This is a genomic window from Kitasatospora sp. NPDC058184 (genome assembly GCF_042883725.1).
Lineage (GTDB): Bacteria > Actinomycetota > Actinomycetes > Streptomycetales > Streptomycetaceae > Kitasatospora.
Genome location: NZ_JBHVVE010000008.1, coordinates 197,496 through 221,787 on the forward strand (window position 1 = coordinate 197,496; position 24,292 = coordinate 221,787).

The following is a 24,292-nucleotide window of genomic DNA, read 5'->3' on the forward strand; positions in this document are numbered from 1 at the left end:
TGGGTTGGTGTGGTTCTGCGGGCTCCCGGGGGAGCCCGGGTCACCAGGCGATCGGCAGCTCGTGGACGCCGTAGATGAGCATCTCGCCGCGGAAGCGGACCTCCTCGAACGGAACGGTCAGGCGCAGTCCGGGCAGTCTGCGCAGGATGGTGGCCAGCGCGATCTGCAACTCCAGCCGGGCGAGCGGCTGTCCCAGGCACTGGTGGGCGCCGAAGCCGAAAGCCAGGTGGCGGCGGGCGTCGCGGGTCAGGTCGAGCTCGTCGCCGTCGGGGAACTCCCGCTCGTCCCGGTTGGCGGTGTTGACCATGCAGATGACGCCTTCGCCCGCCGCGATCCGCACGTCGCCCAGGTCGACGTCCTCGGTGGCGACCCGGGTCACGCCGGAGTGCACGATGGTCAGGTAGCGCAGCAGCTCCTCGACCGCGCCGGGCACGGACTCGGGGTGCTCGCGCAGGTGGGCGAGCTGGTCGGGGTTGCGCAGCAGGGCGAGCACGGAGAGCGCGGTCATGTTCGCCGTGGTCTCGTGTCCGGCGATCAGCAGCAGCCGGCCCATGTCGCCGATCTGCTGGGTGCTCAGCTCGCCGCGCTCCACCAGGCGGCTGAGGATGCCGTCGTCGGGGTGGGTGCGCTTGGTCTCGGTGAGCCCGATCAGGTAGTCGACCAGCTTGGCCTGGGCGTCGGCGACGTCCTCGGCGGCGGAGTCGCGGCGCAGCAGGACGCGGCTGCACTCCTGGAAGAAGTCGTGGTCCTGGTAGGGGACGCCGAGCAGCAGGCAGATGACCAGGGACGGCAGCGGCAGGGCGAACTCGTGGACGAGGTCGGCGCCGGAGCGTCCGTCGGTCATCCGGTCCAGCAGGTCGTCGGCGATCCGCTGGATCTCCGGGCGCAGCGCCTCGACCTTCTTGATCATGAACTCGCCGGTCAGCATCCGGCGGAAGTGGGTGTGCTCCGGGGCGTCCATCCGGATGATGGTCGGCCGTCCGGTGTTCAGCTGCCGGGCGCCCGCGCTGATGAACGGGTAGCCGGGCCGGGTGGAGTCGGAGCTGAACCGGGCGTCGGAGAGGACGGCCTTGACGTCCTCGTGACGGGTGACCAGCCAGCTGGTGGAGCCGTCCCACAGGGTGACGCGGCTGACCGGCTCCTCCTGCCGGGCCTGCTCGTACGCGGGCGGCGGGGCGAACGGGCAGGTGCCGCGGGCGGCGGGGTGGGTGAATCGGGGGGTCTTCTCGGCGGTGGCCATCGGTGGATCCCCTTCCGGGAGTCGAGCCGTGGGCACCTAGTTACGTGCCCAAAGCAACTAACTGAAAGTCACGCTAACTCGCGTTCCGTGGTGGCGAAAGGGCGGATCGGGTGACGGCCGAAACTGTCCGAAACCCGGCGCCGCCTCCCCGTCCCGGCCGCCGCCCGGACCGGATCGCTACAGTTCCCCCATGTCGGACGAAGAAGACGCCGAAGACGACCGGACCACCACCTGCCGGCCGCAGGGCCCGAACGGCCTGGACGGCCTGGAGGACGTCCTGGCCACCCTGGCCTACCTGCTGACACGGTCACAGGAGCACGAGCGCCGCACCGCCAAGGCCGGCATCACCGCCGCCCGCTCGGACGTCTACCTGCTGCGCGCGCTCGCCGAGCGCGCGGAGGCCAGCCGGGTGAGCGACCTGGCCGACCGCCTGATGGTCAAGCCCTCCCACGTCACCCGCCAGATCGACCGCCTCCAGGGCCAGCAGCTGGTGGAACGCAGCCAGGACACGCAGGACCGGCGGGCCCGCCAGGTGGCCATCACCCGCGGCGGACGGGAAGTGCTGGACCGCCTGAAACAGGCCAACATCATCGGGCTCGCCGACGCGCTGGACGGCATCCCCGAGGCGGACGTCGTCACCACCGCCACCGTGCTGCGCCACCTCATCGACCGGTACGTGCACCGGGTGCGCGCCACGGGGGCCGACGACGACCCGCTCCCGGACCGGACGGACGGCGCCGCCGGCGCACCGGCTCCGGCCACGGGGCCCAGAACGGCCGCGTACCAAGGCGGTTGAGCCGGGGGAGCGCCCGGGTACGTCCTCCGGCATGTCGGACGAGAAGAACCGCGCCGTGGCCGAGGCGATCCTCCCGCTGGTCGGCGGCGCCGCCAACATCCGCTCGGTCGCCCACTGCATGACCCGGCTGCGGCTGGGCCTGGCGGACCGCGCCCTGGTCGACACCGAGGCGCTCCGGGCGCTGCCGGAGGTCCTGGGCACGGTCGAGGACGACACCTACCAGATCGTGCTCGGGCCCGCCGTCGTCGCCGGGGTCACCGCGTGGCTGCGCCAGCTCCTGGAGCCCCCCGGCCCGGCGGCTGCCCCCACCGCCGAGGACCTCGCCGGGCGCGGCGAGCGCATCCGGGCCCAGGGCCGGGTGCGCAACGCGACCCCGGTGAAGCTGGCGCTGCGCCGGATCGCGAACATCTTCGTCCCGCTGATCCCCGCCCTGATCGGCTGCGGGATCGTCGCCGGCCTCTCCGGGGCCCTCGCCAACCTCGGCTGGGCACCGGCGCTGGTCACCGCCCTGGGCCCGGTCTCCTCCGGGTTCATGTCGCTGATCGCGGTCTTCGTCGGCTACAACACGGCGAAGGAGTTCGGCGGCACGCCCGTGCTCGGCGGCGCGGTGGCCAGCGTGATCGTCTACGCCGGGGTCGCCAAGGTCGAGGCCTTCGGCCACCACCTCACGCCCGGCCAGGGCGGCGTGGTCGGCGCGCTCGGCGCCGCACTGCTGGCCGTCCACCTGGAGCGCTGGACCCGTCGCCTGGTGCCCGCAGCCCTGGACGTCCTGGTCACCCCCACCGTCACCGTCCTGCTCGGCGGGCTCGCCGCGCTGTTCGGCCTGATGTACCTCGCCGGGGAGGTCTCCACCGCCATCGGCCACGCCGCCACCTGGCTGCTCGCCCACGGCGGCCTGCTCGCCGGACTCGTGCTCGGCGGCCTCTTCCTGCCGCTGGTGATGCTCGGCCTGCACCAGGCGCTGATCCCGATCCACACCACCCTGATCCAGCAGCAGGGCTCCACCGTCCTGCTGCCGATCCTCGCCATGGCCGGCGCCGGACAGGTCGGCTGCGCGGTGGCGGTCTACCTGCGGCTGCGCCACAACGCCTCGATCCGGGCCACCATCAGGTCCGCGCTCCCGGCCGGCCTGCTCGGCGTCGGCGAGCCCCTGGTCTACGGCGTCACCCTGCCGCTGGGGCGCCCCTTCGTCACCGCCTGCGTCGGCGGCGCGGCCGGCGGCGCCTTCATCGGGGTGGCCGGACAGCTCGGCGACGCCGTCGGCTCCACCGCCATCGGCCCCTCCGGCTGGGCCCTCTTCCCGCTCCTGGCCGGCCCGCACGGGCTCCTCGCGAGCGCCGCCGTGTACGGCGGCGGGCTGCTGACCGGCTACCTCGCGGGCTTCCTCGCCACCTGGTTCTTCGGCTTCACCCGCGAGACCCTCGCCGAGTACAACGCCGTTGCCCCGGAGGGGGGTTCGGAATAGCCGCCGGGTCGCCGCCGAAGCGGATCGGCGGCGGTCCGGCGGTCAGGTGGCCAGGAAGCGCTCCCGGTGGACCTGTTCGGCCGGCACCCCTGCCGAAGCGGCGGTGCGCAGCACGGCGTCGACCAGGGGCGGCGGGCCGCAGACGTACAGGTCCGGTGCGGCGCCGCCGAGTCCGGGCAGGGCGGCGGCGAGCAGGTCGGCCGGGGTGCCGGTCGGGCCGGACCAGTCGGGGCCGGGCCAGCGGACGCAGACCTCGTACCGGAAGCCGGGCAACTCGGCGGATACGGCGGCGAGTTGGTCCAGTCCGAAGACGTCCCGCGGCTCGTTGACGCCGAGGAACAGCCGGGCGGGTTGCGGATCCTGCCACTCGGTCATCCGGCGGACCATCGCCAGCAGCGGGGCCAGGCCGGTGCCGCCGGCCAGGAACCAGCGCGGCCGCAGGCCGGTCTCGTGCAGGCCGAAGGCGCCCTGCGGGCCGTGCACGGTGAGCCGGTCGCCCGGGCGGGCCCGGTCGGCGAGGTAGGAGGAGAAGTGCCCGCCCTCCCGCAGTCGGACGTAGAACTCCAGCCGGCCCTCCCAGTTGCCGGTGTTGGCGGGGGAGTAGGCGCGCTTCACCTCGCTGCCGGGTGTCTGGAGCTCCATGAACTGCCCCGGGTCGAACTGGCAGTCCGGGTCGTCGAGGCGCAGCTCCAGCCGCACGGTGTCCGGGGTGACCTGGTCCACCGCTGTGACGGTGGCCGCGCGGACCGGGACGGCGCCGTACAGGACGCGGGCCTGCTCGTACGGCAGGGCGGCGGTCAGCGGGCCGCGCGGGAAGGTGCGGCAGAGCAGCACCTCGCCGCGCTCGCGCCCGTCCGGCGGGAGGGCCTGTTCGCTGTGCGGCCCGAGGTTGTACGGCCCGTCGGTGACGGAGGCGTGGCAGGAGCCGCAGGTGCCCCGGCGGCAGGAGGCGGGCAGGGCGGCGCCGGCCTCCGCCGCGGCCTCCAGGACGCTGCGGCCGGGGGCGCAGTCGAACTCCAGCCGGCCGCCGTCGCTGGTGGTGAGGGTGACTGCGCTCACGACGCCGTCCGTTCGAGCGCGGCGGCCAGGTCGGCCGCCGGGTCGCCGGCCACCCGCAGGCCGAACCGCTTCACCAGTTCCTCGACCAGGGCGGGGGTCAGGAAGCCGGGCAGCGAGGGGCCGAGGTGGATGTCGCGGATGCCCAGCGCGAGCAGGGTGAGCAGCACCGCGACGGCCTTCTGCTCGGTCCAGGACAGTGCCAGGGTGAGCGGCAGGTCGTTGATGTCGCACTCGAAGGCGTCGGCGAGCGCGGTGGCGATCCGGATGGCGGAGTAGGTGTCGTTGCACTGGCCGAGGTCGAGCAGCCGGGGCAGGCCCGCGATCTCGCCGAAGTCGTGCCGGTTGAAGCGGTACTTGGCGCAGCCGAGGGTGAGTACCACGCTGTCGCGGGGCGCGCCGAGGGCGAGGTCGGTGTAGTAGTCGCGGCCGGGGGTGGGGCCGTCGCAGCCGCCGATCAGGAAGAAGTGCCGGATGTCGCCCTGCCGCACCGCGTGGACGACTTGGTCGGCGACCGCGAGCACGGCGTCCCGGCCGAAGCCGACGGTGACGGCCTCCTCCTCGGCGGCGGTCTCCGGGAAGCCGGGCAGGGCGTGGGCGGCCTGGATCAACGGGCGGAAGTCGTGGTCGGCGAGGTGCCGGACGCCGGGCCAGCCGACCGGTCCGGCGGTGAAGATCCGGCGGCGGTAGGCGGCGTGCGGCTCGATGACGCAGTTGGAGGTCATCAGGACCGGGCCGGGGAAGGCGGCGAAGTCCCGCTGCTGGTCCTGCCAGGCGCCGCCGTAGTTGCCGGCCAGGTGCGGGTGGGCCTTGAGCAGCGGGTAGGCGTGGGCGGGGAGCATCTCGCCGTGGGTGTAGACGTTGATGCCCTGGCCCCTGGTCTGCACCAGGAGGGCCTCCAGGTCCCGCAGGTCGTGGCCGCTGACCAGGACGGCCTTTCCGGCGACCGGGGTGGTGCGGACGGCGGTGGGCCGCTGGGGCCCGTAGGTGCCGGTGTTGGCGGCGTCCAGCAGTTCGATCGCCGCGAGGTTGAGCCGGCCGAGGCCGACGGCGCGCTCCAGCAGCTCGGCGGGGTCGGTCGGCTCGCCGGCCAGGTAGGCGAGGGCGTCCTCGACGCCGCCGAGCACCTCGGCGCTGCGGCGGCCGAGCACGTCGGCGTGGTGGGCGTAGGCGCAGATGCCCTTGAGCGCGTAGAGGTGGAGCGCGCGGAGCCCGACCACCTCGGGCCCGACCAGGGGGAGCCCGATGTCCACCCGGACGCCCGACGCCTGGCCGACCAGGGCGCCAGGGTCCGCGGCCGGGGTCCAGGCGGCCGGGCCGGTGAGCGTCTCCGGCTGCTGCCCGGCGGCGCGCGCGGCCCGCTCGTACCGGTCCCTGGTCCGGTTCCGGACGCCGACGGCCAGCTGGATCAGGGCGGCGAAGCGGGTGGGGTTGAAGTTGACGTTGGTGAGCGTGGTGAAGAGCGCGTACAGGACGAAGGCCGCCGCCTCGTCGTCCGGGTCGCCGAGGGCGCGCGCCTTGGCGGCGTACTGGGAGATGCCCTTGACCGCGTGGATCAGCAGGTCCTGGAGGTCCGAGGTGGGGGAGTCCTTGCCGCAGTTGCCGATCGGACCGGCGCAGCCGGGGGTGGCGCCGGTGCGGTCGGTCTGTTCGCACTGGTAGCAGAACATGCGGGTCCTCCGGGGACTGGTGGTGTCGTTCGGTGGCGGCGGGCGGACGGGGCCTCGACGAGTCCAGGATGGGGCCGCCGTTGACGGCGCGTCAGGGCCGGAGGGCCCCAATCCGGGGTCGGGAGACCCAGTCGCCCCGGCGTCCGCCGCGTCCGATCGGGTGTACGTGTCGCGGCGTTCAGACGAAACGGCTGGCGGGTCGCCGCTGCTCGGGGCTCCGACGAGAACACTCCGAGGGCTGTTGTTCGGTTCATATGAGGAAAGGACTGTGGTGAAGCCCAGTCAGAATCAGGCGACCGCCGTCGGCTGGAGACGAAGGCTCGGCAGGGTGATGGGATCCGCCCTGGCCCTGACGCTCGTCCCCTTCGGCATGTCGCTCATCGCACCGTCGGCCGCCCAGGCGGCCGGCCTGCCGGGCGGCCTGGGGCCCTGCCTGGGCGCGGACTGTCCGGCGACGTTCCCCCCGGTCAACAACGGTCCCTTCGCGGGCCGCGACGCCGGGGTGAACGTCTTCGTCGGCGGCGACTTCAACGTCCGGGGCTCGGCCGCCGAGGCCGAGGGGCACGTGGTGACCCTCGGCAACTTCGACATGAGCAAGGCCGCCGGGGTCAGCTCCGTGTACAACATCGGCATCGTCGGCGTCGGCTCGCGCGTCCCCCCGCCGAACGGCGCGGACTTCCTCACCGCCGGCGGCAACGTCACCGTGGCCCCGGGGCAGTCGCTCCTGGCCGAGGGCGGCGTCGTCCGCTACGCGGGCGCCACCACGGGAACCGTCACCGGCACGAAGGTCCACGACCCGCAGGCCGTGGCCGCGTACGCGCCGCTGCGCGGCGAGCTGCAGACGGCCAGCGCGTGCTACGCCGGGACCGGCACCCCCCGCCCGGCCACCGGAACCGCCGTCAACCAGGGGTACCAGACCCTGTTCACCGGCGACGGCACCTCCGCCCTCCAGGTCTTCAACGTCGACTTCGACATCGTCGGCCGCGGCGGCGGGACCCAGGGGGTCACCTTCGCCGGCATCCCCGCGAACGCGACCGTCCTGGTCAACCTCGTCGGCGACGCCCGCACCATCAACACGTACAGCGGCAGCCTCGCGGACACCGACCCGTGGAACCAGCTGCGCGAGCGCCTGCTGTGGAACTTCCCCACCGCGACGACCGTCACCCTGACCGGCTCGGGGCAGTTCCAGGGCAGCGTGCTGGTCGGCAACCCGGCCAGCACCGCCACGATGAACCTGCCCGGTCTGAACGGACGGTTCTTCACCACCGGCTCGCTGCTGCACAACTCCGGTCTGGGCATGACCGGGACCGAGTTCCACGCCTACCCCTTCAACGGCGACCTCCCGGAGTGCGGCAACCCGCCGGCCCCCACCGGCTCGACCAGCGTGACCAAGGTCGACTCGGCCACCGGGCAGACCCTGGCGGGCGCCACCTTCCAGCTGTGGAAGGAGAGCAACGGCGTCGCCGGCCTGCAGACCACGGGAACCACCCCGGACACCAAGGTCGGCGCCCCCTGCACCACCGGGCGCAACGGTGTCTGCTCCACGGCCGACCTCCCGCTGGGCACCTACTACTGGGAGGAGACGACGCCGCCGCCCGGGTACGACCTGCCCCAGCCGCCGGTGACGACCGTGGTCCTCGGCACGAACGGGCAGACCGTCCCGGTCACCGTCCAGGACACCACGAGCCCGGTCGTCGAGACCGGGTCCACCAGCGTGACCAAGGTCGACTCCGCCACCTCGCGGCCGCTGGCGGGGGCGACCTTCCAGCTGTGGCACGAGACCAACGGCGTTCCGGGGCTGCAGACCTCCGGGGCGAATCCGGACACGGCCGTGGGCTCCCCGTGCGTCACGCCCGCGTCGGGCGTCTGCTCGGCGTCCGGCCTCCCGCTGGGTACGTACTACTGGCAGGAGACGGCGGCGCCGCCCGGGTACGACCTGCCCGGGCTCAACGTGACCACGGTCGTGCTGAACACCAACGGGCAGAGCGCCCCGGTCACCGTCGCCGACACCCCGGCCGCCGCTCCGACCGCCTCGACCAGCGTGACCAAGACCGACTCCGACAGCGGGCAGCCCCTGGCGGGGGCGACCTTCCAGTTGTGGCGTGAGACCAACGGCGTCGCCGGTCTGCAGACGTCCGGGGCGACCCCGGACACGGCGGTCGGCTCCCCGTGCGTGACCCCGGCGTCCGGTGTCTGCTCGGCGTCGGGCCTCCCGCTGGACACGTACTACTGGCAGGAGGTCTCGGCGCCCGACGGGTACGACCTGCCCGACCTCAACGTGAACACCGTGGTGCTGGACGCGAACGGGAAGAACGTCATGGTCACCGTCGCCGACGCCAAGACCATCGCTCCCACCGGGTCCACCTCCGTCACCAAGACCGACGCGGCCACCGGACAGCCGCTGGCGGGGGCGACCTTCCAGCTGTGGCACGAGACCAACGGCGTGGCCGGTCTGCAGACCACGGGGGCCAACCCCGACACGGCGGTCGGCTCCCCGTGCGTCACGCCCGCGTCGGGCGTCTGCTCGGCGTCCGGGCTCCCGCTGGGTACGTACTACTGGCAGGAGACGGCGCCGCCGCCCGGGTACGACCTGCCGCAGTCCGCGGTGACGACCGTCGTCCTCGACACCAACGGGCAGGACATCCAGCTCCCCGTCCAGGACACCCACTCGACCGCCCCCACCGGGTCCACCTCCGTCAAGAAGACCGACGCCGCCACCGGACAGCCCCTGGCGGGCGCCACCTTCCAGCTCTGGCACGAGACCAACGGCGTTCCGGGGCTGCAGGCCACCGGCCCGAATCCGGACACGGCCGTGGGCTCCCCGTGCGTCACGCCCGCGTCGGGTGTCTGCTCGGCGTCCGGGCTCCCGCTGGGTACGTACTACTGGCAGGAGACGGTGCCGCCGCCCGGGTACGACCTGCCGCAGTCCCCGGTGACGACCGTCGTCATCGACCTGGGCCGGCCGAACGTCCAGGTCCCCGTCCAGGACACGCAGACGCCGACCGCCCCGAGCGGGTCCACCTCCGTCAGGAAGGTCGACGCCGACAGCGGGCAGCCGCTGGCGGGCGCCGTGTTCCAGCTGTGGCGGGAGAGCAACGGCGTGGCCGGTCTGCAGACCACGGGGGACAACCCCGACACCGCCGTCGGCCCGCCGTGCACGACCCCCGCGTCGGGCGTCTGCTCGGCGGACCACCTCCCGCCGGGCACCTACTACTGGCAGGAGGTCTCCGCACCCGAGGGCTACAACCTGTCGCGGCCCTCGGTGACCAGGGTCGAGCTGACCGGGGACCACGCGTGCGTGACGGTCACGGTCGAGGACAGCAAGTGTCCGCCGCCGCCGTGCCCGCCCACCCCCTGCCCGCCGGGCGACGAGTGGAGCCCGTACGTGCGCTTCACGCCCGTGCCGGGCTTCCTCTGGGGCGCGGACGCCTGACCGCATGACCGGCCCGTGCCCGCCGAAGCCTCCGCGCTTCGGCGGGCACGGGCCCGCCCGGACGGCGCCCCGGACGGCCCAGGGCCCTACGATGGCGCCATGAGCGGGAGCCTTCAGGTGTCAGGTGCGCACCATGCGCAGGAGCGACGGGACGACGAGCGGCTGGAGGCCGCGGCCGGCATCCTGGCGCTGCTCGCGGACCGCACCCGGCTCGCGCTGCTCCAGCGGCTGAGCGCCGGCGAGGCCGACGTGACCACGCTCACCGAGGCGGCCGGAGCCCCCCGGACGTCGGTCAGCCAGCACCTCGGCAAGCTCCGGCTGGCGGGCCTGGTCACCACCCGCAAGGACGGCCGGCGCGTCGTGTACGCGCTGCGCCACGGCCATCTGCGCCGGCTGGTCGACGAGGCGCTGAGCGTCGCCGACCACCAGATCGGCGAGCTCCCGCCGCACGACTGAGCGGATCCGTGCCGGCCCGTGCCCTCCGGGGTGCGGGCCGCTTTTCCGGCGCCGCTTTCCCCTCGCCGCCTTCCGGGCCGCTTTCCCGGTCAACATGTGCACATGCGTGCACATGTTGACCTATCCTGGACGTGTCGTCCTACCGCGTCCAGTCCGAGCGGGGTCCTCATGCTCTCCGTGCTGCGCAACCGCACCTATCTGCACCTGTTCGCCGCCCAGATCGTCGCCCTGGTGGGCACCGGCCTCGCCACCGTCGCGCTCGGCCTCCTCGCCTACGACCTCGCCGGGGCGGGCGCCGGATCGGTGCTCGGCACCGCGCTGGCGATCAAGATGCTCGCGTACGTCGGCATCGCCCCGGTGGTCACCGCGCTGGCCCACCGCATCCCGCGCCGGCGGCTGATGGCCGCCTCCGACCTCACCCGGGCCGCCGTCGCCCTCACCCTGCCCTTCGTCACCGAGGTGTGGCAGGTCTACGTCCTGATCTTCGTCCTGCAGTCCGCCTCGGCGGCCTTCACCCCGGCCTTCCAGTCGGTGATCCCCGAGGTGCTGCCCGAGGAGCGCGAGTACACCCGCGCCCTGTCGCTGTCCCGGCTCGCCTACGACACCGAGAGCCTGGTCAGCCCGGTACTGGCGGGCGCCCTGCTCGCGCTGATCAGCTACAACTGGCTGTTCTGGGGCACCGCCGCCGGGTTCCTCGCCTCCGCCGCCCTGGTGCTCTCGGCCGTGCTGCCCAAGCCGCTGCGGCCGGAGCCGCTTCGGTCGGTGCGGGAGGGGACCGGCGACGGCGTCCTCGCCAGGTCCGTCCGCGGCACCCGGCTGTTCCTCGCCGTGCCCCGGCTGCGGGCGATGCTCGCCCTGGACCTCGCGGCGGCCGCCGCCAGCGCCATGGTGATCGTCAACACCGTCGTCTACGTCCGCGGCCAGCTCGGCCGCCCCGCCACCGACGTCCCGATCGCGCTCGGCGCCTACGGGGCCGGGTCGATGGCCGTGGCGCTGCTGCTGCCCCGGGTGCTGGACCGGGTGCCGGACCGGATCGTCATGCTCCCGGCGGCCTTCGGCATCGTCGGGCTCTTCGCCCTGCTCGCCGTGCTCACGGCCGCCGGGCCGGGCGCCTGGCGCTGGCCCGTCCTGCTCGCCGTCTGGGCCGTCCTCGGCGCGGCCGGCTCGCTGATCCTCACCCCCACCGGCCGCGTCCTGCGCGACTCGGTGGCCGCCGAGGACCTGCCCGCCGTCTTCTCCGCCCAGTTCTCCCTCTCGCACGGCTGCTGGCTGCTCACCTACCCCCTGGCCGGCTGGCTCGGTGCCACCCTGGGCCTCACCGCGGCCGCCGTCGCCCTCGGTGCCGTCGCCCTCGCCTCCGGCCTGCTGGCCGCCCGCGCCTGGCGCGGGGTGCCGGGGGCGGCGGCCGCGGCCACGGTCGCGGCGAGCGGGAAGCGGGGCGTCGCCGTCACCCGCTGACCGGACGGGCAGCCAGGGGCCGGGGTTCGCCGGGGCCGGTCGAGCCCCCGCGCGCTTTTGTCATGCGCAAGTTTGACGGGGTGTTACCAGCAGGTAGTCTCTGGGTGTCTCGTAGGCGAACAGCACGACGCCTGCCACGTTCTGAAGGATCCTCACGTGTACCGACCCGGCTCCCGCCGACCCCGCCGCGCCCTGCGCGGCGCCCTCGCCGCCGTCGCGGCCAGCACCCTGATCAGCGTCCTGTCGGCCGCGCCGTCCCACGCCGCCCCCGCCCCCGCACAGGGCGCGGACACCACCCACATCGACGCCGTCGAGCAGGTGCTGCGCCAGGTGTCGCCCGGCCTGGAGGGCACCGTCTGGCAGCGCACCGACGGCAACGCCCTGGCCGGCGCCGACCAGGCCGGCGGCCCCGCGAACTGGCTGTTCCAGACGCCCGGTTGCTGGGGCGACGCCACCTGCGCCGACCGGCCCGGCACCCGCGCGCTGCTCGCGAAGATGACCGCCGACGTCTCCGCCGCCACCCGGACCGTCGACGTCTCCAGCCTCGCGCCGTTCCCCGACGGCGGGTTCGAGGACGCCCTGGTCGCCGGGCTCAAGGCCTCGGTCGCCGCCGGGCACCGCCCGGTGGTGCGCATCCTGGTCGGTGCGGCGCCGCTGTACAACGCCAACGTGCTGCCGTCGCGGTACCGGGACGACCTGGTCGCGAAGCTCGGACCGGCCGCCTCGTCGGTCAGCCTCAACATCGCCTCGATGACCTCCTCGCGCACCGCCTTCTCCTGGAACCACTCCAAGCTCCTGGTGGTCGACGGACGCACCGTCCTCACCGGCGGCATCAACGGCTGGAGCAAGGACTACCTCGACACCTCGAACCCCGTCTCGGACGTCGACCTCGCGCTCACCGGCCCCGCCGCGACCTCCGCCGGCCGCTACCTGGACACCCTCTGGGAGTGGACCTGCGGCCGGACCGGCCTCCTCGACAACGCGTGGTTCGCCTCCTCGGACGGCGGCGCCTGCCGCCCGTCGATCGAACGCGAGCTCAACCCGTCCGCCCCCGCCGCCGGGAACGTCCCGGTGATAGCCGTCGGCGGCCTCGGCGTCGGCATCAAGGACGCGGACCCCTCCTCCGGGTACCGGCCCGGCCCCGTCCCCGGGGCGGCGGACGCCAAGTGCGGCCCGCTGACCCTGCACGACAACACCAACGCCGACCGCGACTACGAGACCGTCAACCCCGAGGAGAACGCCCTGCGCGCCCTGGTCGGCAGCGCCCAGCGGCACATCGAGATCTCCCAGCAGGACCTGAACGGCACCTGCCCGCCGATCTCGCACTACGACTCCCGGCTCTACGACACGCTGGCCGCCAAGCTGGCCGCCGGGGTCAAGGTGCGGATCGTGGTCAGCGACCCGGCCAACCGGGGCACCGTGGGCAGCGGGGGCTACTCGCAGATGAAGTCCCTCGCCGAGATCAGCGACGTCCTGAAGGCCCGGCTCACCGCGCTCACCGGCGACCGGGGCAAGGCCGACGCGGCCCTCTGCGGCAACCTCCAGCTCGCCTCCTTCCGTGCGGCCCCCACCGCCACCTGGGCCGACGGGCACCCGTACGCGCTGCACCACAAGCTGGTCGCGGTCGACGACTCGGCCTTCTACATCGGCTCGAAGAACCTGTACCCGGCCTGGCTGCAGGACTTCGGCTACATCGTCGAGAACCGTAACGCGGCCGCACAGCTCGACCGCGACCTGCTCGGCCCCGAGTGGAAGTACTCGCAGGCCGCCGCGACCGTCGACTGGTCCACCGGGACCTGCCGCGCCTGAGGTCGAGGCCTGAGGTCCGACGCCTGATGGCCGGCCGGCGGGTTCCCTGCTCAGGCCGCCCGGGGCGGGCGCTGCTCACTGCGGCGCCCGCCCCGCTCTGCTCTCACCCGGGGGTTACGCCCGCACGAACCCGTGGCTGCGCTCCACCTTCGCCACGTGCAGTGTGTAGCTCTCGTACCAGTCGGCCCGCCCGCGCTTCTGCGCGGCGCGGTGCTCGGCGTTGGTCCGCCACTGAGTGAGGGCGTCGGCGTCGCGGAAGTACCCGACGGTGATGCCCAGTCCGCCGGGCGTCTGCGCGTGGTCCATCCCCAGGTACCCGGGGATGTCGTTCACCAGCTCTTCCATGCGGGCGTTGGTCTCGCTGTAGTCGCTCTGGTCCTGCGTCCGGACCGTGGTGAAGACGGCGACGTAGTACGGGGGTTCAAAGGCCTGGACGGGTGCGACGGGTGCTTCGGAGTGATCACTCATGCCGCCACCGTAGGGCGGCACGCGTCCGGTGATCCAGTGTCTTTACCGAACGGTGGAACAAGGGTTCGGGATCTTGACCGAAGCCGTCCGGGCCCTCCCGCGGCGGCCCGGACGGCGCGGTACGCGGCTGCTCAGAGGCCGAAGCGGGCCCGGTGGGTGGCGGGGACCAGGTCGGCGTACTCGGGGTGCTTGGTGATCCAGCCGCGGATGAAGGGGCAGTAGGGGAGGACGGCGAGGTGCTGGTCGCGGGCCGTGTCCAGGGCGGCGCGGGCCAGTCGGCCGGCGAGGCCTCGGCCCTCGAAGCGGGGGTCGATCTCGGTGTGGATGAAGGCGATCTCGTCGCCGGAGCGGTGGTACTCGGCGAAGCCGGCGAGTTCGCCGCCGTCGTGGATCTCGAAGCGGGACTTCTCGGTGTTGTCGGTGACGGTCTGCTCCACGGTTCCTCCTCGGGTGCGGCGGGTCGCCTCGGCGGACGACCGCTGGTGGCCGGCGCCGCTGTCAGCAGCATAGTTGAATGCTCAACATTTGTCTCCCGCGACGCGCGGGGCGGGTGGGTGTGGACGGTCTCAGCCCGAGACGGTCCGCCCGGTGCGGTACGGCGCCAGGAACGCGGTCAGGGCGGAGAGCATCGCCTCCGGGGACTCCTCGGCGGGGTAGTGGCCGCACTCGGGGAGGACCAGGGTCTCCACGTCGTCGGCGGCCAGCCGCATCGTCGCGCCGACCGAGGCGCCGAGGTTCGCCGCTCCGCCGATCGCCAGGACGGGGAGGGAGAGCCGTCGGGCCGCGCGCTGCCGGTTCTGGGCGATGGTGGTGTCCAGTGCCCGGTAGAACTCGAAGCTGCAGCGCAGGGCCTGCGGATCGGCGGCGAGGGTGTCGACGTAGTGCCGGACGGCGTGGTCGGGCAGGGGCTTCGCGGCCTTCGTGGCGAACTGGTGGCCGAAGTAGAGGTGCTCCCGCCCGGCGACCAGCTGCTCGTTGACGCCGGCGAGGCGGTTGAAGGCGAAGTGCCAGAGTCGGTCGTTGGCCTCCTGGCTGCCGAAGAGCGGCGGCGTGGGGGAGAGCCCGGGGATCGCGGCCTCGGCGACGGCCAGGCGTTCGAGCCGGTCGGGGTGGTCCGCGGCCAGGGCGTAGCCGGTCCACATGCCGACGTCGTGTCCGACCATGGCGAACCGGTGGTGCCCGAGCGTGTCCATGAGCGCCACCAGGTCGCGGGCGAGCGTGCCGGTGTCGTACCCGTCCAGGGGCTTGTCGGACAGTCCGACGCCGCGCGGATCGACGGCGACGACCTGGAAGTCCCGTGCCAGCGCGGGCATCAGGAGGCGCCAGGCGTACCAGGTCTGCGGCCAGCCGGCGAGCAGCAGCAGCGGCGGGCCCTCGCCGCCGGTGACGGTGTGCAGGCGCAGGTGCCCGGTGTCGACGTACCGGCTGGTGAAGGTCCGCGCGAATCCGGCCGGGAGGTTCGGCGCCCCGGCGACGGAGCCGGGGCCTTCGGGCGTGGGTGACTGGCTCATGATCTTTCCTTTCGCGGTGCCGGCTGATCTGGCCACTGGCCGTCACGGTAGCCATCCTGGACCGATCGGTCAAAGATTGTTTGACCGATCGGTCCAGGACGCGGGTAGGCTCATGGCAGACGGGTGAAACGGGAGGTTTGTGCGGTGTCCGGCCGGAAGCAGTTCGACGTCGGGGAGGCCCTCGACCGGGCCATGCGGGTGTTCTGGCAGCGCGGGTACGCGGACGCCTCGCTGGACGCCCTCGGCTCCGCCACCGGCCTCGGCCGGGGCTCCCTCTACGGCACCTTCGGCAGCAAGGACGCCCTGTTCCACCAGTGCCTCGACCGCTACGCGGCGGTCTACGGCGCCCGGTACGAGCAGGCGTTCGCCGCTCACCCCGGTGACCCGGTGCGCGCCGTCGAGGCGTTCTTCGATGTCGTCCTGGAGCGCATCGCCGACCCGTCGGTGCCCGCCGGGTGCCTCGTCGCCCAGTCCGCCGCGCAGTCGCCGACGCTGACGGAGGAGAGCGGCGCGCGGGTGCGCGGCCTCCTCGACCTGCAGCACCGACGGGTCCGCGCCGCGCTGGCGGACTCCCCGGCCGACGCCCGGACGCTCGACGAGCTCGCCACCTTCGTCGTCGCCGTCAACCAGTCGCTGGCCGTCCTGAGCCGGGCCGGCACCCCGGACACCGAGCTGCGCTCCGTGGCCCGGCTGGCCTGTGCGACGGTGGCGGACTCCCTCGCCCGGGCGGCCGCCGAGGGCGACGCCGCGAGCTGACGGGTATCCGGGCCCGGCCTGGTCCCCTGGCACCCGTTGGGGAAGGGCCGGCTCGACTCGGTGCGGTAGCACGGGAGAAGAGGGGCCGGCGGAGGGTGGCCCGGCGGTGCGGAGTCCCGGCCGCGGTGGGTGTCACGTGACCCAGGTACCGCCGTTCCGGCACCGGGTCTTCGTGACTTTCCGTGACCATCGCGGCTCGGCAGGATCTACCTCACCGAACGGAACGCCGGCAGGAAGGCGGACCGGACAGGCGGTGGCGGTGACGCCCCCCCCTGGCCGCCCGCACCCGTACCGCGTTGTGCCGGTCCGCCTGACGCTTCCTCCGAACCCGCCCGAAAGCAGCCCATCATGAGCGCCGTTAGCGCCCGCCTGAAGAAGTCCGCCACCGCCACCGCCCTGGCCGCCAGCCTCCTCGCCGGGGCCGGTACGGCGCTGGTCGCGGCCCCGACCCCGGCCGCCGCGGCCGACTGCGCCGGCAAGGACGGCGTCGGGGGCGGCAACTGCACCAGCGCCCTGATCGGCGCCGTCGCCGACACCGTCAAGTTCGTCCTCGGTGCGGCCAACCAGGCGAAGATGGAGAACGCCCAGTTCACCCAGGCCCTGGTCTCGAAGCTGAGCAGTGCCGCGCCCGGCTACAACGTCCTCGTCTTCAAGTACGACGGGACGGACGCCTTCGACACCAAGTGGTTCAAGAACGACTACTCGGCGAACATGCGGGGGGTGATGTTCGAGGACGACGTCAAGCTGGAGCACCACGACAAGGAGGGCGGGCCGCAGGGCTACGACGACTTCAAGGTCTGGGTCTTCGCGGGTGAATCGACCTTCGTCAACTACGGTGACGGCGGCTTCATGAACTGGGCCTTCATCGGCCATGACTCGGACACCAGCGGCCGCGGGGGCCGGCTTATCCACTTCCCGGCCCGAGTGGTGCCGGGGTCCTCCAGCGGCTCCACCCCGCCGCCCGGAACCCCCTCGACGCCCCAGGTGCCGATCGGCGGCCAGATCATCACCGTCCCCGCGATCCCCATCAGCAGCCCGGGGACCCCCGGCATCCCCGCGCACGAGACCGGCGACACCGGGACCAACATCCCCGGCGGCCACATCCGGATGGGGTTCGGTGTCGCCGACTCGGGCGCCGCCCAGCTGACCGGCACGCTGCACCCGAGCGTCAAGAACGGCCAGGCCCCCGCCGCCAACGGCTCCGCGAGCGGCACCCCGGTCACCGCCGCCACCAGCACCGCCGGCAAGTCCACCGGCTGGGTCTTCAGTCAGGACGCCAGTGGGCTCTACAAGATCACCAACGCCGTCACCGGCCTCGCCCTCACCGAGAACACCAAGAGCTACCTGGCCGAGGCGCGCCCCTGGACCGGCTCCGCCGCCCAGAAGTGGGAGGTCTTCGCGTTCGGCGACGGCGAGTACCAGATCCGCGTCAGCACCGACGACTGCCTCACCTACGACGAGGACAACAAGGCGCTCGGCGTCTGGACCTGCACCAACGACTGGAACCAGCGCTGGACGATCAAGCCCTGACCGTCCCGCGCTCCATTCCGCACCTGACTCCGCCCCTGCCGGGACCCGCCGGCGGGGGCGGGCCCGTGTCCGGCCCGACGTCGCACCTGCGCCCCGGGGCCGCGTCACGAGGCGGGGAGGCCGTGGCCGTGGGTGAAGGCGAACAGGGCCAGCTGCATGCGGGTGGTGGCGCCGGTCTTGCTGCGGATCCGTCGGAGGTAGGTGTCGACGGTGTGCGGGCTGAGCTGGAGGCGGCGCGCGATGGTGTCGTAGGTGGCTCCCCGGGCCAGCAGCTCCAGCACCTCCACCTCCCGGCGGCTCAGGGCGGGGGCGGCGGTGGCGGGTCGGGACATCGGGGCACTCTCCTGGCTGAGGGGACGTCGAACGGGAGCGGTGGTCATGGCGACCGCTCAGTAGATGGGCTGGCAGCCGGGGGTCGTGCACGCGCCGCCCCACGAGGTGTCGTCCGCGTGAACGTTGCGGGCCGCCGTCGCGTGGTCCTGCGGAACGGCGAGCGCGGCGGGGGCGCTGATCCCGAGAAGTGCCGTGAGCAGTACGGCGGCGGTGATGAAACGCTTCATGGAGTCCTCCTGGAGGGACCTCAACTGATCGCCGAGCGGGTCCCGGCCTGTGATCTAGCATGTCGCCGAGATGATCACGCGCCTACGGGTCGACCACCTCACCAAGCTGGGTGGCAGCAAAGTGACTGGGGGATGTACATGGATGTTTCCGGCGAACCGGACGATCTGACGGGCGGAACGGAGCCCGATCAGGTCGACGTGGCGGTCTACTCCTGGGTACTGGAACACCACCGGCTCGAACCCGCCGCCATCGCCGCCGACTTGGGACTGGACCCGGACCGGGCCGCCGCCTCGGTACGCCGGCTGAGCGCCCTGCGCCTGGTGTACCCGGATCCGCAGGACCCGACGGCGGGCTACGCCGTCGCACCGGAGGCCGCGATGGCCCGGCTCGCCGCCCCCGTCGAGGCCCGGATCCGCCGCGAGCAGGAGGAGCTGGCCAGGGGACAGGCCCAGCTCGTCGGCTTCTTCCCCCACTACCAGCGGGGCGGACGGGCGGCCGGCGCCGGTGAGGGGGTCGAGGTCATCAGCAGCCTCCAGGAGGTACGGGCGGCGCTCGACCGGGCCTCGGACAGCTGCCGGAGCGAGGTGCTGGCCAGCCAGCCCGGTGGCGGAAGCCGGGTGCCGGAAGCCATGGAGGAAGCGCTCGGCCGTGACCGCGCGCTGCTCGCCCGCGGGGTGCGGATGCGCACGCTCTACCACCACACCGCACGCTTCAACGGCCCCAGCCAGGCATACGTGGAAGCGGCCTCACCGCTCGGCGGCGAGTACCGCACCGTCCACGAGCTGTTCGGCCGCATCATCGTCTTCGACCGCGAACTCGCCTTCATCCCCGCGAGCGACGGCTCCTGGGGTGCGGTGGCGATCCGCCAGGAGTCGCTGGTCGCCTACCTGTGCGAGATCTTCGAGCAGTCCTGGTCGTGTGCCAGGCCGTTCTCCGCCGCCACCGCGGACGGCCTGGAGCAGGTCTCCCAGGAGATCGACCGGACCATCCTGCGGCTGCTCGCCGCCGGGCTCAAGGACGAGACGATCGCCCGCCGCCTCGGGATGTCCCTGCGCACCGCGCGGCGTCACATCGCCGACATCATGGGCCAGTTGGATGCCGAGAGCCGGTTCCAGGCGGGTGTGGCCGCCGCCCGTACCGGGCTGCTGGGCGAGTAGCGGCACCCGGGGCGGCCGGGGAGGACAGGGCACGCGGGCGGCAGGGTCACGCGACTCCGGGACCGGGTTCGCGTGACTGTCCCGGTGCCATCGCGGGAACCCATGATGGAGCCCGGCGAAGGGAAGCCTCCCGACGCGAGGCTCCGGAACGGAGGACGACGGTGCAGTGGGGGCCGGACGATCAGGAGAACGAACCGGCCGACGAGGGCGGCTACCTCCTGGAACTGGCCGCGTTCCTCTCGGCCCGGACCGGTGGAGGGCCGGCCGTCCTCTGGACGGACTACGAGCCCCCCGTCACCGGCGACCCGTCCACGGCGGAGGACACGGCAGCCCTCGCCGCCGGGCTGAGCGCACTGCTGGGCGTCACCGTCCGGGCCCTCCCGCAGGACCCCGCGGACCCGCACGCGGTCCAGACGCGACAGGCCGAGTCGGAACTCCTGGTACTCCAGCTGTCCTCCGTCACCGAGATCATGGTCGACGCCTCGACCGCCCCGACCGGTACGACCGGTACGAACCCCGGTCCGACCGGCTCCACGGCCCCGACCGACGCGCACCGGGTGCCGCTGGCGGTCCGGCTCCGGGGCGGCCAGGCGCTCTTCGTCCCGTGCCGCTCGACCTGCACGCTGCTGCCCGGGCCGGGCTCCCGGCACGCGGTACTCCAGATCCCGGCACCGCGAACCGGGCTGCGGGCCCGTCCCGGGACAGGCCGCCCCGGGTAGGAGGTCGGCGCCGCCCGGCGGCCGGCTTCCGGCGCGGCGGGGCTCAGCCCTTGACCGCGCCGACGGCGAGGCCGGAGGCGATCCTGCGCTGGACGAGGAGGAAGAAGACCACGACGGGCAGGGCGGTCAGGGTGGCACCGGCCATGAGACCGCCGTAGTCGGTCCCGAAGCTGGTCTGGAAGGAGACCAGCCAGATGCTGACGGTCTGCTTCTCCGGAGTCGACAGCAGGATGTAGACGAGGACGTACTCGTTCCAGGCCTGGACGAGGGCGAAGACGGAGGTGGCGACGATGCCGGGTGCGAGCAGCGGGAGCACCACCCGGCGGAACGCGCCGAGCCGGCCGCAGCCGTCGACCATGGCCGCCTCCTCGAGTTCCACGGGGACCCCGGCGATGAAGCCGCGCAGCATCCAGACCGTGAACGGCAGCGTGAACACCAGGTAGGTGAGGACCACGCCGGTGAGGCTGTCGGTCATCCCGACGTCGTTCAGCAGCAGGTAGACCGGGATGATCAGGGCCGTCAGCGGGACCATCTGGACGATGAGGATCACCACGACGAAGGCCTTGCGGCCCGCGAAGCGGAAGCGGGCGAGAGCGAAGGCGGCGAGCGCGCCGACGACCAGCGACACCAGGACGGTGCCGAGGCCGATGACGACGCTGGAGCGGACGTTGGCCCAGAAGGTCTCGGTGCCCAGCGCCCGGGCGAAGTTGTCGAGCGTGGGGCGGCCCGGCCAGAACTTCGGTGGCAGGCTCAGGATCTCGGTGGCCGGCCGGAACGCGGTGAGCACCATCCAGTAGACGGGGAAGCCGATCACCGCGGCGACGAGCAGTCCGAGCAGGTCGTGGCCCAGCGACCGCCGTCGCCTCATTCGATCTCTCCCGTCCTGAGCATCTGACGCAGGTGGACGACCGATCCGGCGAGCAGCAGGACGACGGTCACGAGCGCGATCGCGGCCCCGGTGCTGTACCGGTTCACGGCGAAGGACTCGATGAAGGAGTAGACGCCCAGCAGGTAGTACTCCCGCTCGGGCTGGCCGCCGCGCATGAGCCAGATCTGGTTGAAGACGCCGAAGTCCCAGATGGCCGACAGCGTGGTCACCATGACGAGGACCGGTCTGATCACCGGCAGGGTGACATGCCGGAAGACCTGGAGGGGCCGGGCCCCGTCGAGGACCGCGGACTCCTCCAGCTCGGGCGGGACCTGGGCCAGCGCGGCCCGCAGGGTGATCGCGGCGAACGGCAGCGAGCCCCACACCACGACGGCGACGATGACGGCGAACCCCTGCCAGGGGTTGGTGAACCAGTTGTGGCGGGCCAGGTCGACCCCGGGCAGGTTCGAGAGCAGCCAGTTCACCACGCCGTAGTCGGCGTCGAAGAGCCAGCGGAAGACCGACGAGGCGACCATGACGGGCATGGCCCACACGGTGACCAGCACCCCGGCGATGACGGCGCGCACCCACGGGGAGACCCGGTGCATCAGCCGGGCGGTGAACAGCCCGCAGAGCACGGTGAGGACGACGCACACCGCGGTGAAGAGCACCGTACGGGCGACCACCGTCCAGAAGAACCCGTCCCCGAGGATCCGGCGGAACTGGTCCAGCCCGGCCCACGGCGGCGAGGTGCCGCCGAACAGCTGCTCGCGGGTCATGTCCTGGAAGGAGAGGACGACCATGTCCACGAGCGGGTAGCCGAGCACCAGGACGAGCGCGAGGACGGTCGGGCCGATCAGCAGGTACGGCAGCAGCGGACGCCGCCGCTGGCCCCGGTCAGCGCTCATTGATCACTTCGTCGATCCGCCGGTCCGCCTCCCGCGCGGCGTCCTGCACCGACGCCTTGCCGTTGGCGATCCGCTCCAGCATCTCGGGCAGGACGTTGGACTTCTCCACCGACGTCCAGCCGGGCGCGAACGGGGTCATCCAGCCCCCGGTCGCCGCGGCCTGGGCGGCGGGGCCGTTGATGCCGCCGGCGGCGACCTCGGTCAGCTGGGTGGTGTTGTTGGGCAGGGTGTTCGCGGCGATCAGCGTCTTCTGGGACTCCCGGTCGGTGAACAGCCTGATCCAGTCGGCGGCCAGGTCCTTGCGCGTCGACTTGGCCGGCACGGCCAGGGTGGAGCCGCCGAGGAAGGGCGGCAGGAGTTTGCCGGACGGGCCGGGGAAGGGGAAGGTGGCGAACTTGTCCTTCAGCTTCGGGTCCCCGCCGGAGCGCTCGTCGGCGGCGGCGCCGGCCTCCCAGGTGTTGCCGTAGAAGACGCCCACACGGCCCTGGCCGACGACGGCCGGCTGGTCGCCGTTGTCCTTGGCGCGGTCGCCGACGTAGTAGGCGTCGATCAGCCGCTTCCACTCGGTGAGCCCGGCGACGGAGTTGGGCGAGGACAGCGAGGCCTTCCAGCGGTTGCCGTCCTTCACCGCGATCTCGCCGCCCGCGTCCTTCAGGAAGGCCATGGCCGCGTACCAGTAGCGGCCGGGCATGTAGAGGGCGGAGAAGTTCGGGTCCTGGGTGCCGAAGGTGCTCTTCAGCCGGTCGAACGCGGAGAGGAGTTCGGGGTACGTCTTCGGGGCGCCCGGCACACCGGCCTGGGTGAAGTAGTCGGTGCGGTAGACACCGACCCGGGCCCCGACGTAGTAGGGCACGCAGTAGACCTTGCCGTTGTCGCGGCAGGCGTCGGCGAGCGCCGGCAGCCAGGCGTCCGACTGGTCGAAGCGGGCCGGGTCGAGGGTGGCGAAGGCGCCGTTGACGATGTAGTTGGTGGTCTCGCTGTTGCCCATCTCCACCACGTCGGGCACGTTCTTCCCGGCGAGGACGGCGTCCAGCTTCTGGTTCTTCGTCGTCCACTGCTGGTACTGGACGTCGACCCGGACCCCGGGGTGGGCCTTGGCGAAGCGGTCGTTGGTGGACTGGACCAGTTGTGGCCAGTTCTCCTGGGCGTCCACGGCCAGCCACACCGTCAGCTTGCCGCCGGCCCCGGAACCGCTGCCCGAGCCGGAGCCGCCGCATCCGGCCGCGGCCAGGGACAGGAGCAGGGTGAGGACCAGGGGGCGACAGGACGCGCGAATGGCCATGGGGTCTCCAAGTTCACTGTGGGGGTGACCTTTTGACTACCCTTCAGATCAGCTTGCGTCGCGGGGGAGCGGACATTCGGCCGGAAGACGTCCGACTCCGGGCCCGGCGGAAGCCCCAACTTTCGGATGGGGCGAGGCCCTTCGCATTCGCACCTCCCAGGTCGACGGGTCGTGCGGCAGCGAGCCCGGCCGCCTGGGAGGAACAGTGAACGGCAGACCGGCGCCTGCTGTGACGACGTATTCAGGACAGATTGGAGTAGACCAATAGCGAGGCTCACCCGCCGGGCGTGCGGCGGGCCTCCGGGAGCAGGGCGCGGAAGGCCGCGGCCACGGCGTCGGGGTGTTCCTGCATGGCGACGTGGCCGACGCCGGGCAGGGTGAGGAGCCGGGCGTCCCGGAAGGCCGTGTAGGACCGGGCCGCCGTACGGAAGGGGACGAGGCGGTCCTCGCGGCCGAAGACGAGCAGGGTGGGGGCGGTGACCCGGCGGGCCTGGTGCCAGGGCGAGGGCTCGCCCGGCAGCCGGAGGTGGGCCCGGACGACGGCGCGCACGCCCTCCACCAACATCTGCTGGTTGTACGGGAGTTCGGCGCGGCGCAGGCGTTCGCGCACTTCGGTCGCCCGCTGTTCGGCGTTGACGCGGGACGGGTCGGCGTAGATCAGGCGGTAGAGGTCGTCGAGCTGCCGGTCGGGGCCCCGGGTGGACAGCAGTCGGGCGTACAGGCGGGCGGCGCCCGGCAGGCCCAGCAGGGAGATCCGCAGGGCCTGCGGCGGTGGGAGGGCGGGCAGGACCGGGGAGACGAGGGTCAGGGTGGCGACCAGCTCCGGGCGGTGGGCGGCGAGATGGAGGGCGGTCAGGCCGCCGAGCGAGTTGCCGACCAGGTGGACGCGGCGGTGCCCGGTGCGGACGAGGTGGCGGGCGACGGCCGCGGCCTGGCGCCCGACGGTGACGAGGCCGTCGGGCGGGGGCGTGGAGCGGCCGAAGCCCGGGAGGTCGAGGGCCAGGCAGTGGACCGACGACCGGAGGCGCTCGATCAGGGCGGCCCAGTTGTGGGTCCAGCCGCCGAGCCCGTGCAGGAACACGGCGGTGTCGGCGTCCGGGTGGGCGCCGGGTACGTACGCGGCGGAGAGCGGCTGGTGCATGACGGGTC

22 protein-coding genes are annotated in these 24,292 nt (G+C 73.0%); 10 read left to right on the forward strand and 12 right to left on the reverse strand.

All coding sequences use genetic code 11. The annotated features are described in order from the left end of the window. Positions 1–40: 40 nt before the first annotated feature. Complete coding sequence (locus ACFVXH_RS17855) at positions 41–1,240, reverse strand: cytochrome P450 (RefSeq protein WP_387824635.1); 1,200 nt, start codon at positions 1,238–1,240, stop codon at positions 41–43. A gap of 190 nt (positions 1,241–1,430) precedes the next feature. Here ACFVXH_RS17855 and ACFVXH_RS17860 point away from each other — a divergent pair, with 190 nt between their 5' ends. Continuing rightward, positions 1,431–2,036, forward strand: a complete 606-nt coding sequence (locus ACFVXH_RS17860) for a MarR family winged helix-turn-helix transcriptional regulator (protein ID WP_387824637.1) — start codon at positions 1,431–1,433, stop codon at positions 2,034–2,036. Between the two features lie 31 nt (positions 2,037–2,067). Then, positions 2,068–3,501, forward strand: coding sequence for a PTS transporter subunit EIIC (locus ACFVXH_RS17865; RefSeq protein ID WP_387824640.1), 1,434 nt, complete (start codon positions 2,068–2,070; stop codon positions 3,499–3,501). 42 nt (positions 3,502–3,543) lie between these two features. Here the strand turns inward: ACFVXH_RS17865 and ACFVXH_RS17870 are convergent, their stop codons facing one another. Next, entirely contained in the window at positions 3,544–4,560 is a 1,017-nt protein-coding gene (locus ACFVXH_RS17870) for an FAD-binding oxidoreductase (protein ID WP_387824643.1), read from the reverse strand. Beyond that, positions 4,557–6,227 carry a hydroxylamine reductase gene (hcp, locus tag ACFVXH_RS17875; RefSeq protein WP_387824646.1) on the reverse strand — a complete coding sequence of 557 codons (1,671 nt, stop codon included), beginning with the start codon at positions 6,225–6,227 and terminating at the stop codon, positions 4,557–4,559. Before hcp ends, ACFVXH_RS17870 begins: the two co-directional genes overlap by 4 nt. Positions 6,228–6,558: 331 nt before the next feature. On the opposite strand from hcp, the gene ACFVXH_RS17880 reads away from it, so the two are divergent. The 4 genes from ACFVXH_RS17880 to ACFVXH_RS17895 all read left to right on the forward strand — a co-directional run bounded on the left by ACFVXH_RS17880 (position 6,559) and on the right by ACFVXH_RS17895 (position 13,383). Then, positions 6,559–9,660 carry a SpaA isopeptide-forming pilin-related protein gene (locus ACFVXH_RS17880; protein ID WP_387824981.1) on the forward strand — a complete coding sequence of 1,034 codons (3,102 nt, stop codon included), beginning with the start codon at positions 6,559–6,561 and terminating at the stop codon, positions 9,658–9,660. Positions 9,661–9,759: 99 nt separating this feature from the next. Next, positions 9,760–10,116 carry a metalloregulator ArsR/SmtB family transcription factor gene (locus ACFVXH_RS17885; protein ID WP_049654374.1) on the forward strand — a complete coding sequence of 119 codons (357 nt, stop codon included), beginning with the start codon at positions 9,760–9,762 and terminating at the stop codon, positions 10,114–10,116. A 168-nt stretch (positions 10,117–10,284) separates the two neighbouring features. Next, complete coding sequence (locus tag ACFVXH_RS17890; RefSeq protein WP_387824649.1) at positions 10,285–11,574, forward strand: MFS transporter; 1,290 nt, start codon at positions 10,285–10,287, stop codon at positions 11,572–11,574. A 156-nt stretch (positions 11,575–11,730) separates the two neighbouring features. Then, positions 11,731–13,383, forward strand: coding sequence for a phospholipase D-like domain-containing protein (locus ACFVXH_RS17895; protein WP_387824652.1), 1,653 nt, complete (start codon positions 11,731–11,733; stop codon positions 13,381–13,383). Between the two features lie 114 nt (positions 13,384–13,497). Here ACFVXH_RS17895 and ACFVXH_RS17900 read toward each other — a convergent pair whose 3' ends face one another. From ACFVXH_RS17900 to ACFVXH_RS17910, 3 genes are all read right to left on the reverse strand, one after another. Continuing rightward, positions 13,498–13,851 carry an antibiotic biosynthesis monooxygenase family protein gene (locus ACFVXH_RS17900; RefSeq protein ID WP_387824655.1) on the reverse strand — a complete coding sequence of 118 codons (354 nt, stop codon included), beginning with the start codon at positions 13,849–13,851 and terminating at the stop codon, positions 13,498–13,500. 131 nt (positions 13,852–13,982) lie between these two features. Further along, positions 13,983–14,288 (reverse strand): GNAT family N-acetyltransferase, encoded by a 306-nt coding sequence (locus ACFVXH_RS17905; protein ID WP_049653355.1) that lies wholly within the window; start codon positions 14,286–14,288, stop codon positions 13,983–13,985. A 129-nt stretch (positions 14,289–14,417) separates the two neighbouring features. Further along, a complete protein-coding gene (locus tag ACFVXH_RS17910) occupies positions 14,418–15,362 on the reverse strand; it encodes an alpha/beta fold hydrolase (RefSeq protein WP_387824658.1) in 945 nt (314 codons plus the stop codon). Positions 15,363–15,506: 144 nt separating this feature from the next. Here ACFVXH_RS17910 and ACFVXH_RS17915 point away from each other — a divergent pair, with 144 nt between their 5' ends. Further along, entirely contained in the window at positions 15,507–16,118 is a 612-nt protein-coding gene (locus ACFVXH_RS17915) for a TetR/AcrR family transcriptional regulator (RefSeq protein ID WP_387824661.1), read from the forward strand. A 348-nt stretch (positions 16,119–16,466) separates the two neighbouring features. Then, a complete protein-coding gene (locus tag ACFVXH_RS17920; protein WP_387824664.1) occupies positions 16,467–17,648 on the forward strand; it encodes an RICIN domain-containing protein in 1,182 nt (393 codons plus the stop codon). A gap of 104 nt (positions 17,649–17,752) precedes the next feature. On the opposite strand, the gene ACFVXH_RS17925 is transcribed toward ACFVXH_RS17920, so the two are convergent. Together ACFVXH_RS17925 and ACFVXH_RS17930 are read right to left on the reverse strand one after the other, a co-directional pair. Next, entirely contained in the window at positions 17,753–17,980 is a 228-nt protein-coding gene (locus tag ACFVXH_RS17925) for a response regulator transcription factor (protein WP_049653364.1), read from the reverse strand. A gap of 57 nt (positions 17,981–18,037) precedes the next feature. Continuing rightward, on the reverse strand, positions 18,038–18,208 hold the full coding sequence (locus ACFVXH_RS17930) for a hypothetical protein (RefSeq protein WP_159028496.1): 171 nt from the start codon (positions 18,206–18,208) through the stop codon (positions 18,038–18,040). Between the two features lie 132 nt (positions 18,209–18,340). Here ACFVXH_RS17930 and ACFVXH_RS17935 point away from each other — a divergent pair, with 132 nt between their 5' ends. Both ACFVXH_RS17935 and ACFVXH_RS17940 read left to right on the forward strand, forming a co-directional pair. Next, positions 18,341–19,366: a LuxR C-terminal-related transcriptional regulator gene (locus ACFVXH_RS17935; RefSeq protein WP_387824667.1), complete on the forward strand. Its 1,026-nt coding sequence runs from the start codon at positions 18,341–18,343 to the stop codon at positions 19,364–19,366. A 161-nt stretch (positions 19,367–19,527) separates the two neighbouring features. Further along, entirely contained in the window at positions 19,528–20,085 is a 558-nt protein-coding gene (locus tag ACFVXH_RS17940; RefSeq protein WP_387824670.1) for a hypothetical protein, read from the forward strand. 43 nt (positions 20,086–20,128) lie between these two features. Here the strand turns inward: ACFVXH_RS17940 and ACFVXH_RS17945 are convergent, their stop codons facing one another. From ACFVXH_RS17945 to ACFVXH_RS17960, 4 genes are all read right to left on the reverse strand, one after another. Continuing rightward, a complete protein-coding gene (locus tag ACFVXH_RS17945) occupies positions 20,129–20,953 on the reverse strand; it encodes a carbohydrate ABC transporter permease (protein WP_387824672.1) in 825 nt (274 codons plus the stop codon). Next, complete coding sequence (locus ACFVXH_RS17950) at positions 20,950–21,861, reverse strand: carbohydrate ABC transporter permease (RefSeq protein WP_387824675.1); 912 nt, start codon at positions 21,859–21,861, stop codon at positions 20,950–20,952. The genes ACFVXH_RS17945 and ACFVXH_RS17950 overlap by 4 nt, the downstream gene beginning before the upstream one ends. Beyond that, on the reverse strand, positions 21,851–23,143 hold the full coding sequence (locus ACFVXH_RS17955; RefSeq protein WP_074003494.1) for an extracellular solute-binding protein: 1,293 nt from the start codon (positions 23,141–23,143) through the stop codon (positions 21,851–21,853). Before ACFVXH_RS17955 ends, ACFVXH_RS17950 begins: the two co-directional genes overlap by 11 nt. Positions 23,144–23,417: 274 nt before the next feature. Beyond that, positions 23,418–24,284, reverse strand: coding sequence for an alpha/beta fold hydrolase (locus ACFVXH_RS17960; RefSeq protein WP_074003493.1), 867 nt, complete (start codon positions 24,282–24,284; stop codon positions 23,418–23,420). Positions 24,285–24,292: the final 8 nt, after the last annotated feature.

What these genes read in the sequence shown, in the direction of transcription:
- ACFVXH_RS17855 (WP_387824635.1), bottom strand. Translation starts at nt 1,240, where the DNA reads ATGGCCACCGCCGAGAAGACCCCCCGATTCACCCACCCCGCCGCCCGC.
- ACFVXH_RS17860 (WP_387824637.1), top strand. Translation starts at nt 1,431, where the DNA reads ATGTCGGACGAAGAAGACGCCGAAGACGACCGGACCACCACCTGCCGG.
- ACFVXH_RS17865 (WP_387824640.1), top strand. Translation starts at nt 2,068, where the DNA reads ATGTCGGACGAGAAGAACCGCGCCGTGGCCGAGGCGATCCTCCCGCTG.
- hcp (WP_387824646.1), bottom strand. Translation starts at nt 6,227, where the DNA reads ATGTTCTGCTACCAGTGCGAACAGACCGACCGCACCGGCGCCACCCCC.
- ACFVXH_RS17880 (WP_387824981.1), top strand. Translation starts at nt 6,559, where the DNA reads ATGGGATCCGCCCTGGCCCTGACGCTCGTCCCCTTCGGCATGTCGCTC.
- ACFVXH_RS17885 (WP_049654374.1), top strand. Translation starts at nt 9,760, where the DNA reads ATGAGCGGGAGCCTTCAGGTGTCAGGTGCGCACCATGCGCAGGAGCGA.
- ACFVXH_RS17890 (WP_387824649.1), top strand. Translation starts at nt 10,285, where the DNA reads ATGCTCTCCGTGCTGCGCAACCGCACCTATCTGCACCTGTTCGCCGCC.
- ACFVXH_RS17900 (WP_387824655.1), bottom strand. Translation starts at nt 13,851, where the DNA reads ATGAGTGATCACTCCGAAGCACCCGTCGCACCCGTCCAGGCCTTTGAA.
- ACFVXH_RS17910 (WP_387824658.1), bottom strand. Translation starts at nt 15,362, where the DNA reads ATGAGCCAGTCACCCACGCCCGAAGGCCCCGGCTCCGTCGCCGGGGCG.
- ACFVXH_RS17920 (WP_387824664.1), top strand. Translation starts at nt 16,467, where the DNA reads ATGAGCGCCGTTAGCGCCCGCCTGAAGAAGTCCGCCACCGCCACCGCC.
- ACFVXH_RS17925 (WP_049653364.1), bottom strand. Translation starts at nt 17,980, where the DNA reads ATGTCCCGACCCGCCACCGCCGCCCCCGCCCTGAGCCGCCGGGAGGTG.
- ACFVXH_RS17930 (WP_159028496.1), bottom strand. Translation starts at nt 18,208, where the DNA reads ATGAAGCGTTTCATCACCGCCGCCGTACTGCTCACGGCACTTCTCGGG.
- ACFVXH_RS17935 (WP_387824667.1), top strand. Translation starts at nt 18,341, where the DNA reads ATGTACATGGATGTTTCCGGCGAACCGGACGATCTGACGGGCGGAACG.
- ACFVXH_RS17945 (WP_387824672.1), bottom strand. Translation starts at nt 20,953, where the DNA reads ATGAGGCGACGGCGGTCGCTGGGCCACGACCTGCTCGGACTGCTCGTC.
- ACFVXH_RS17950 (WP_387824675.1), bottom strand. Translation starts at nt 21,861, where the DNA reads ATGAGCGCTGACCGGGGCCAGCGGCGGCGTCCGCTGCTGCCGTACCTG.
- ACFVXH_RS17955 (WP_074003494.1), bottom strand. Translation starts at nt 23,143, where the DNA reads ATGGCCATTCGCGCGTCCTGTCGCCCCCTGGTCCTCACCCTGCTCCTG.
- ACFVXH_RS17960 (WP_074003493.1), bottom strand. Translation starts at nt 24,284, where the DNA reads ATGCACCAGCCGCTCTCCGCCGCGTACGTACCCGGCGCCCACCCGGAC.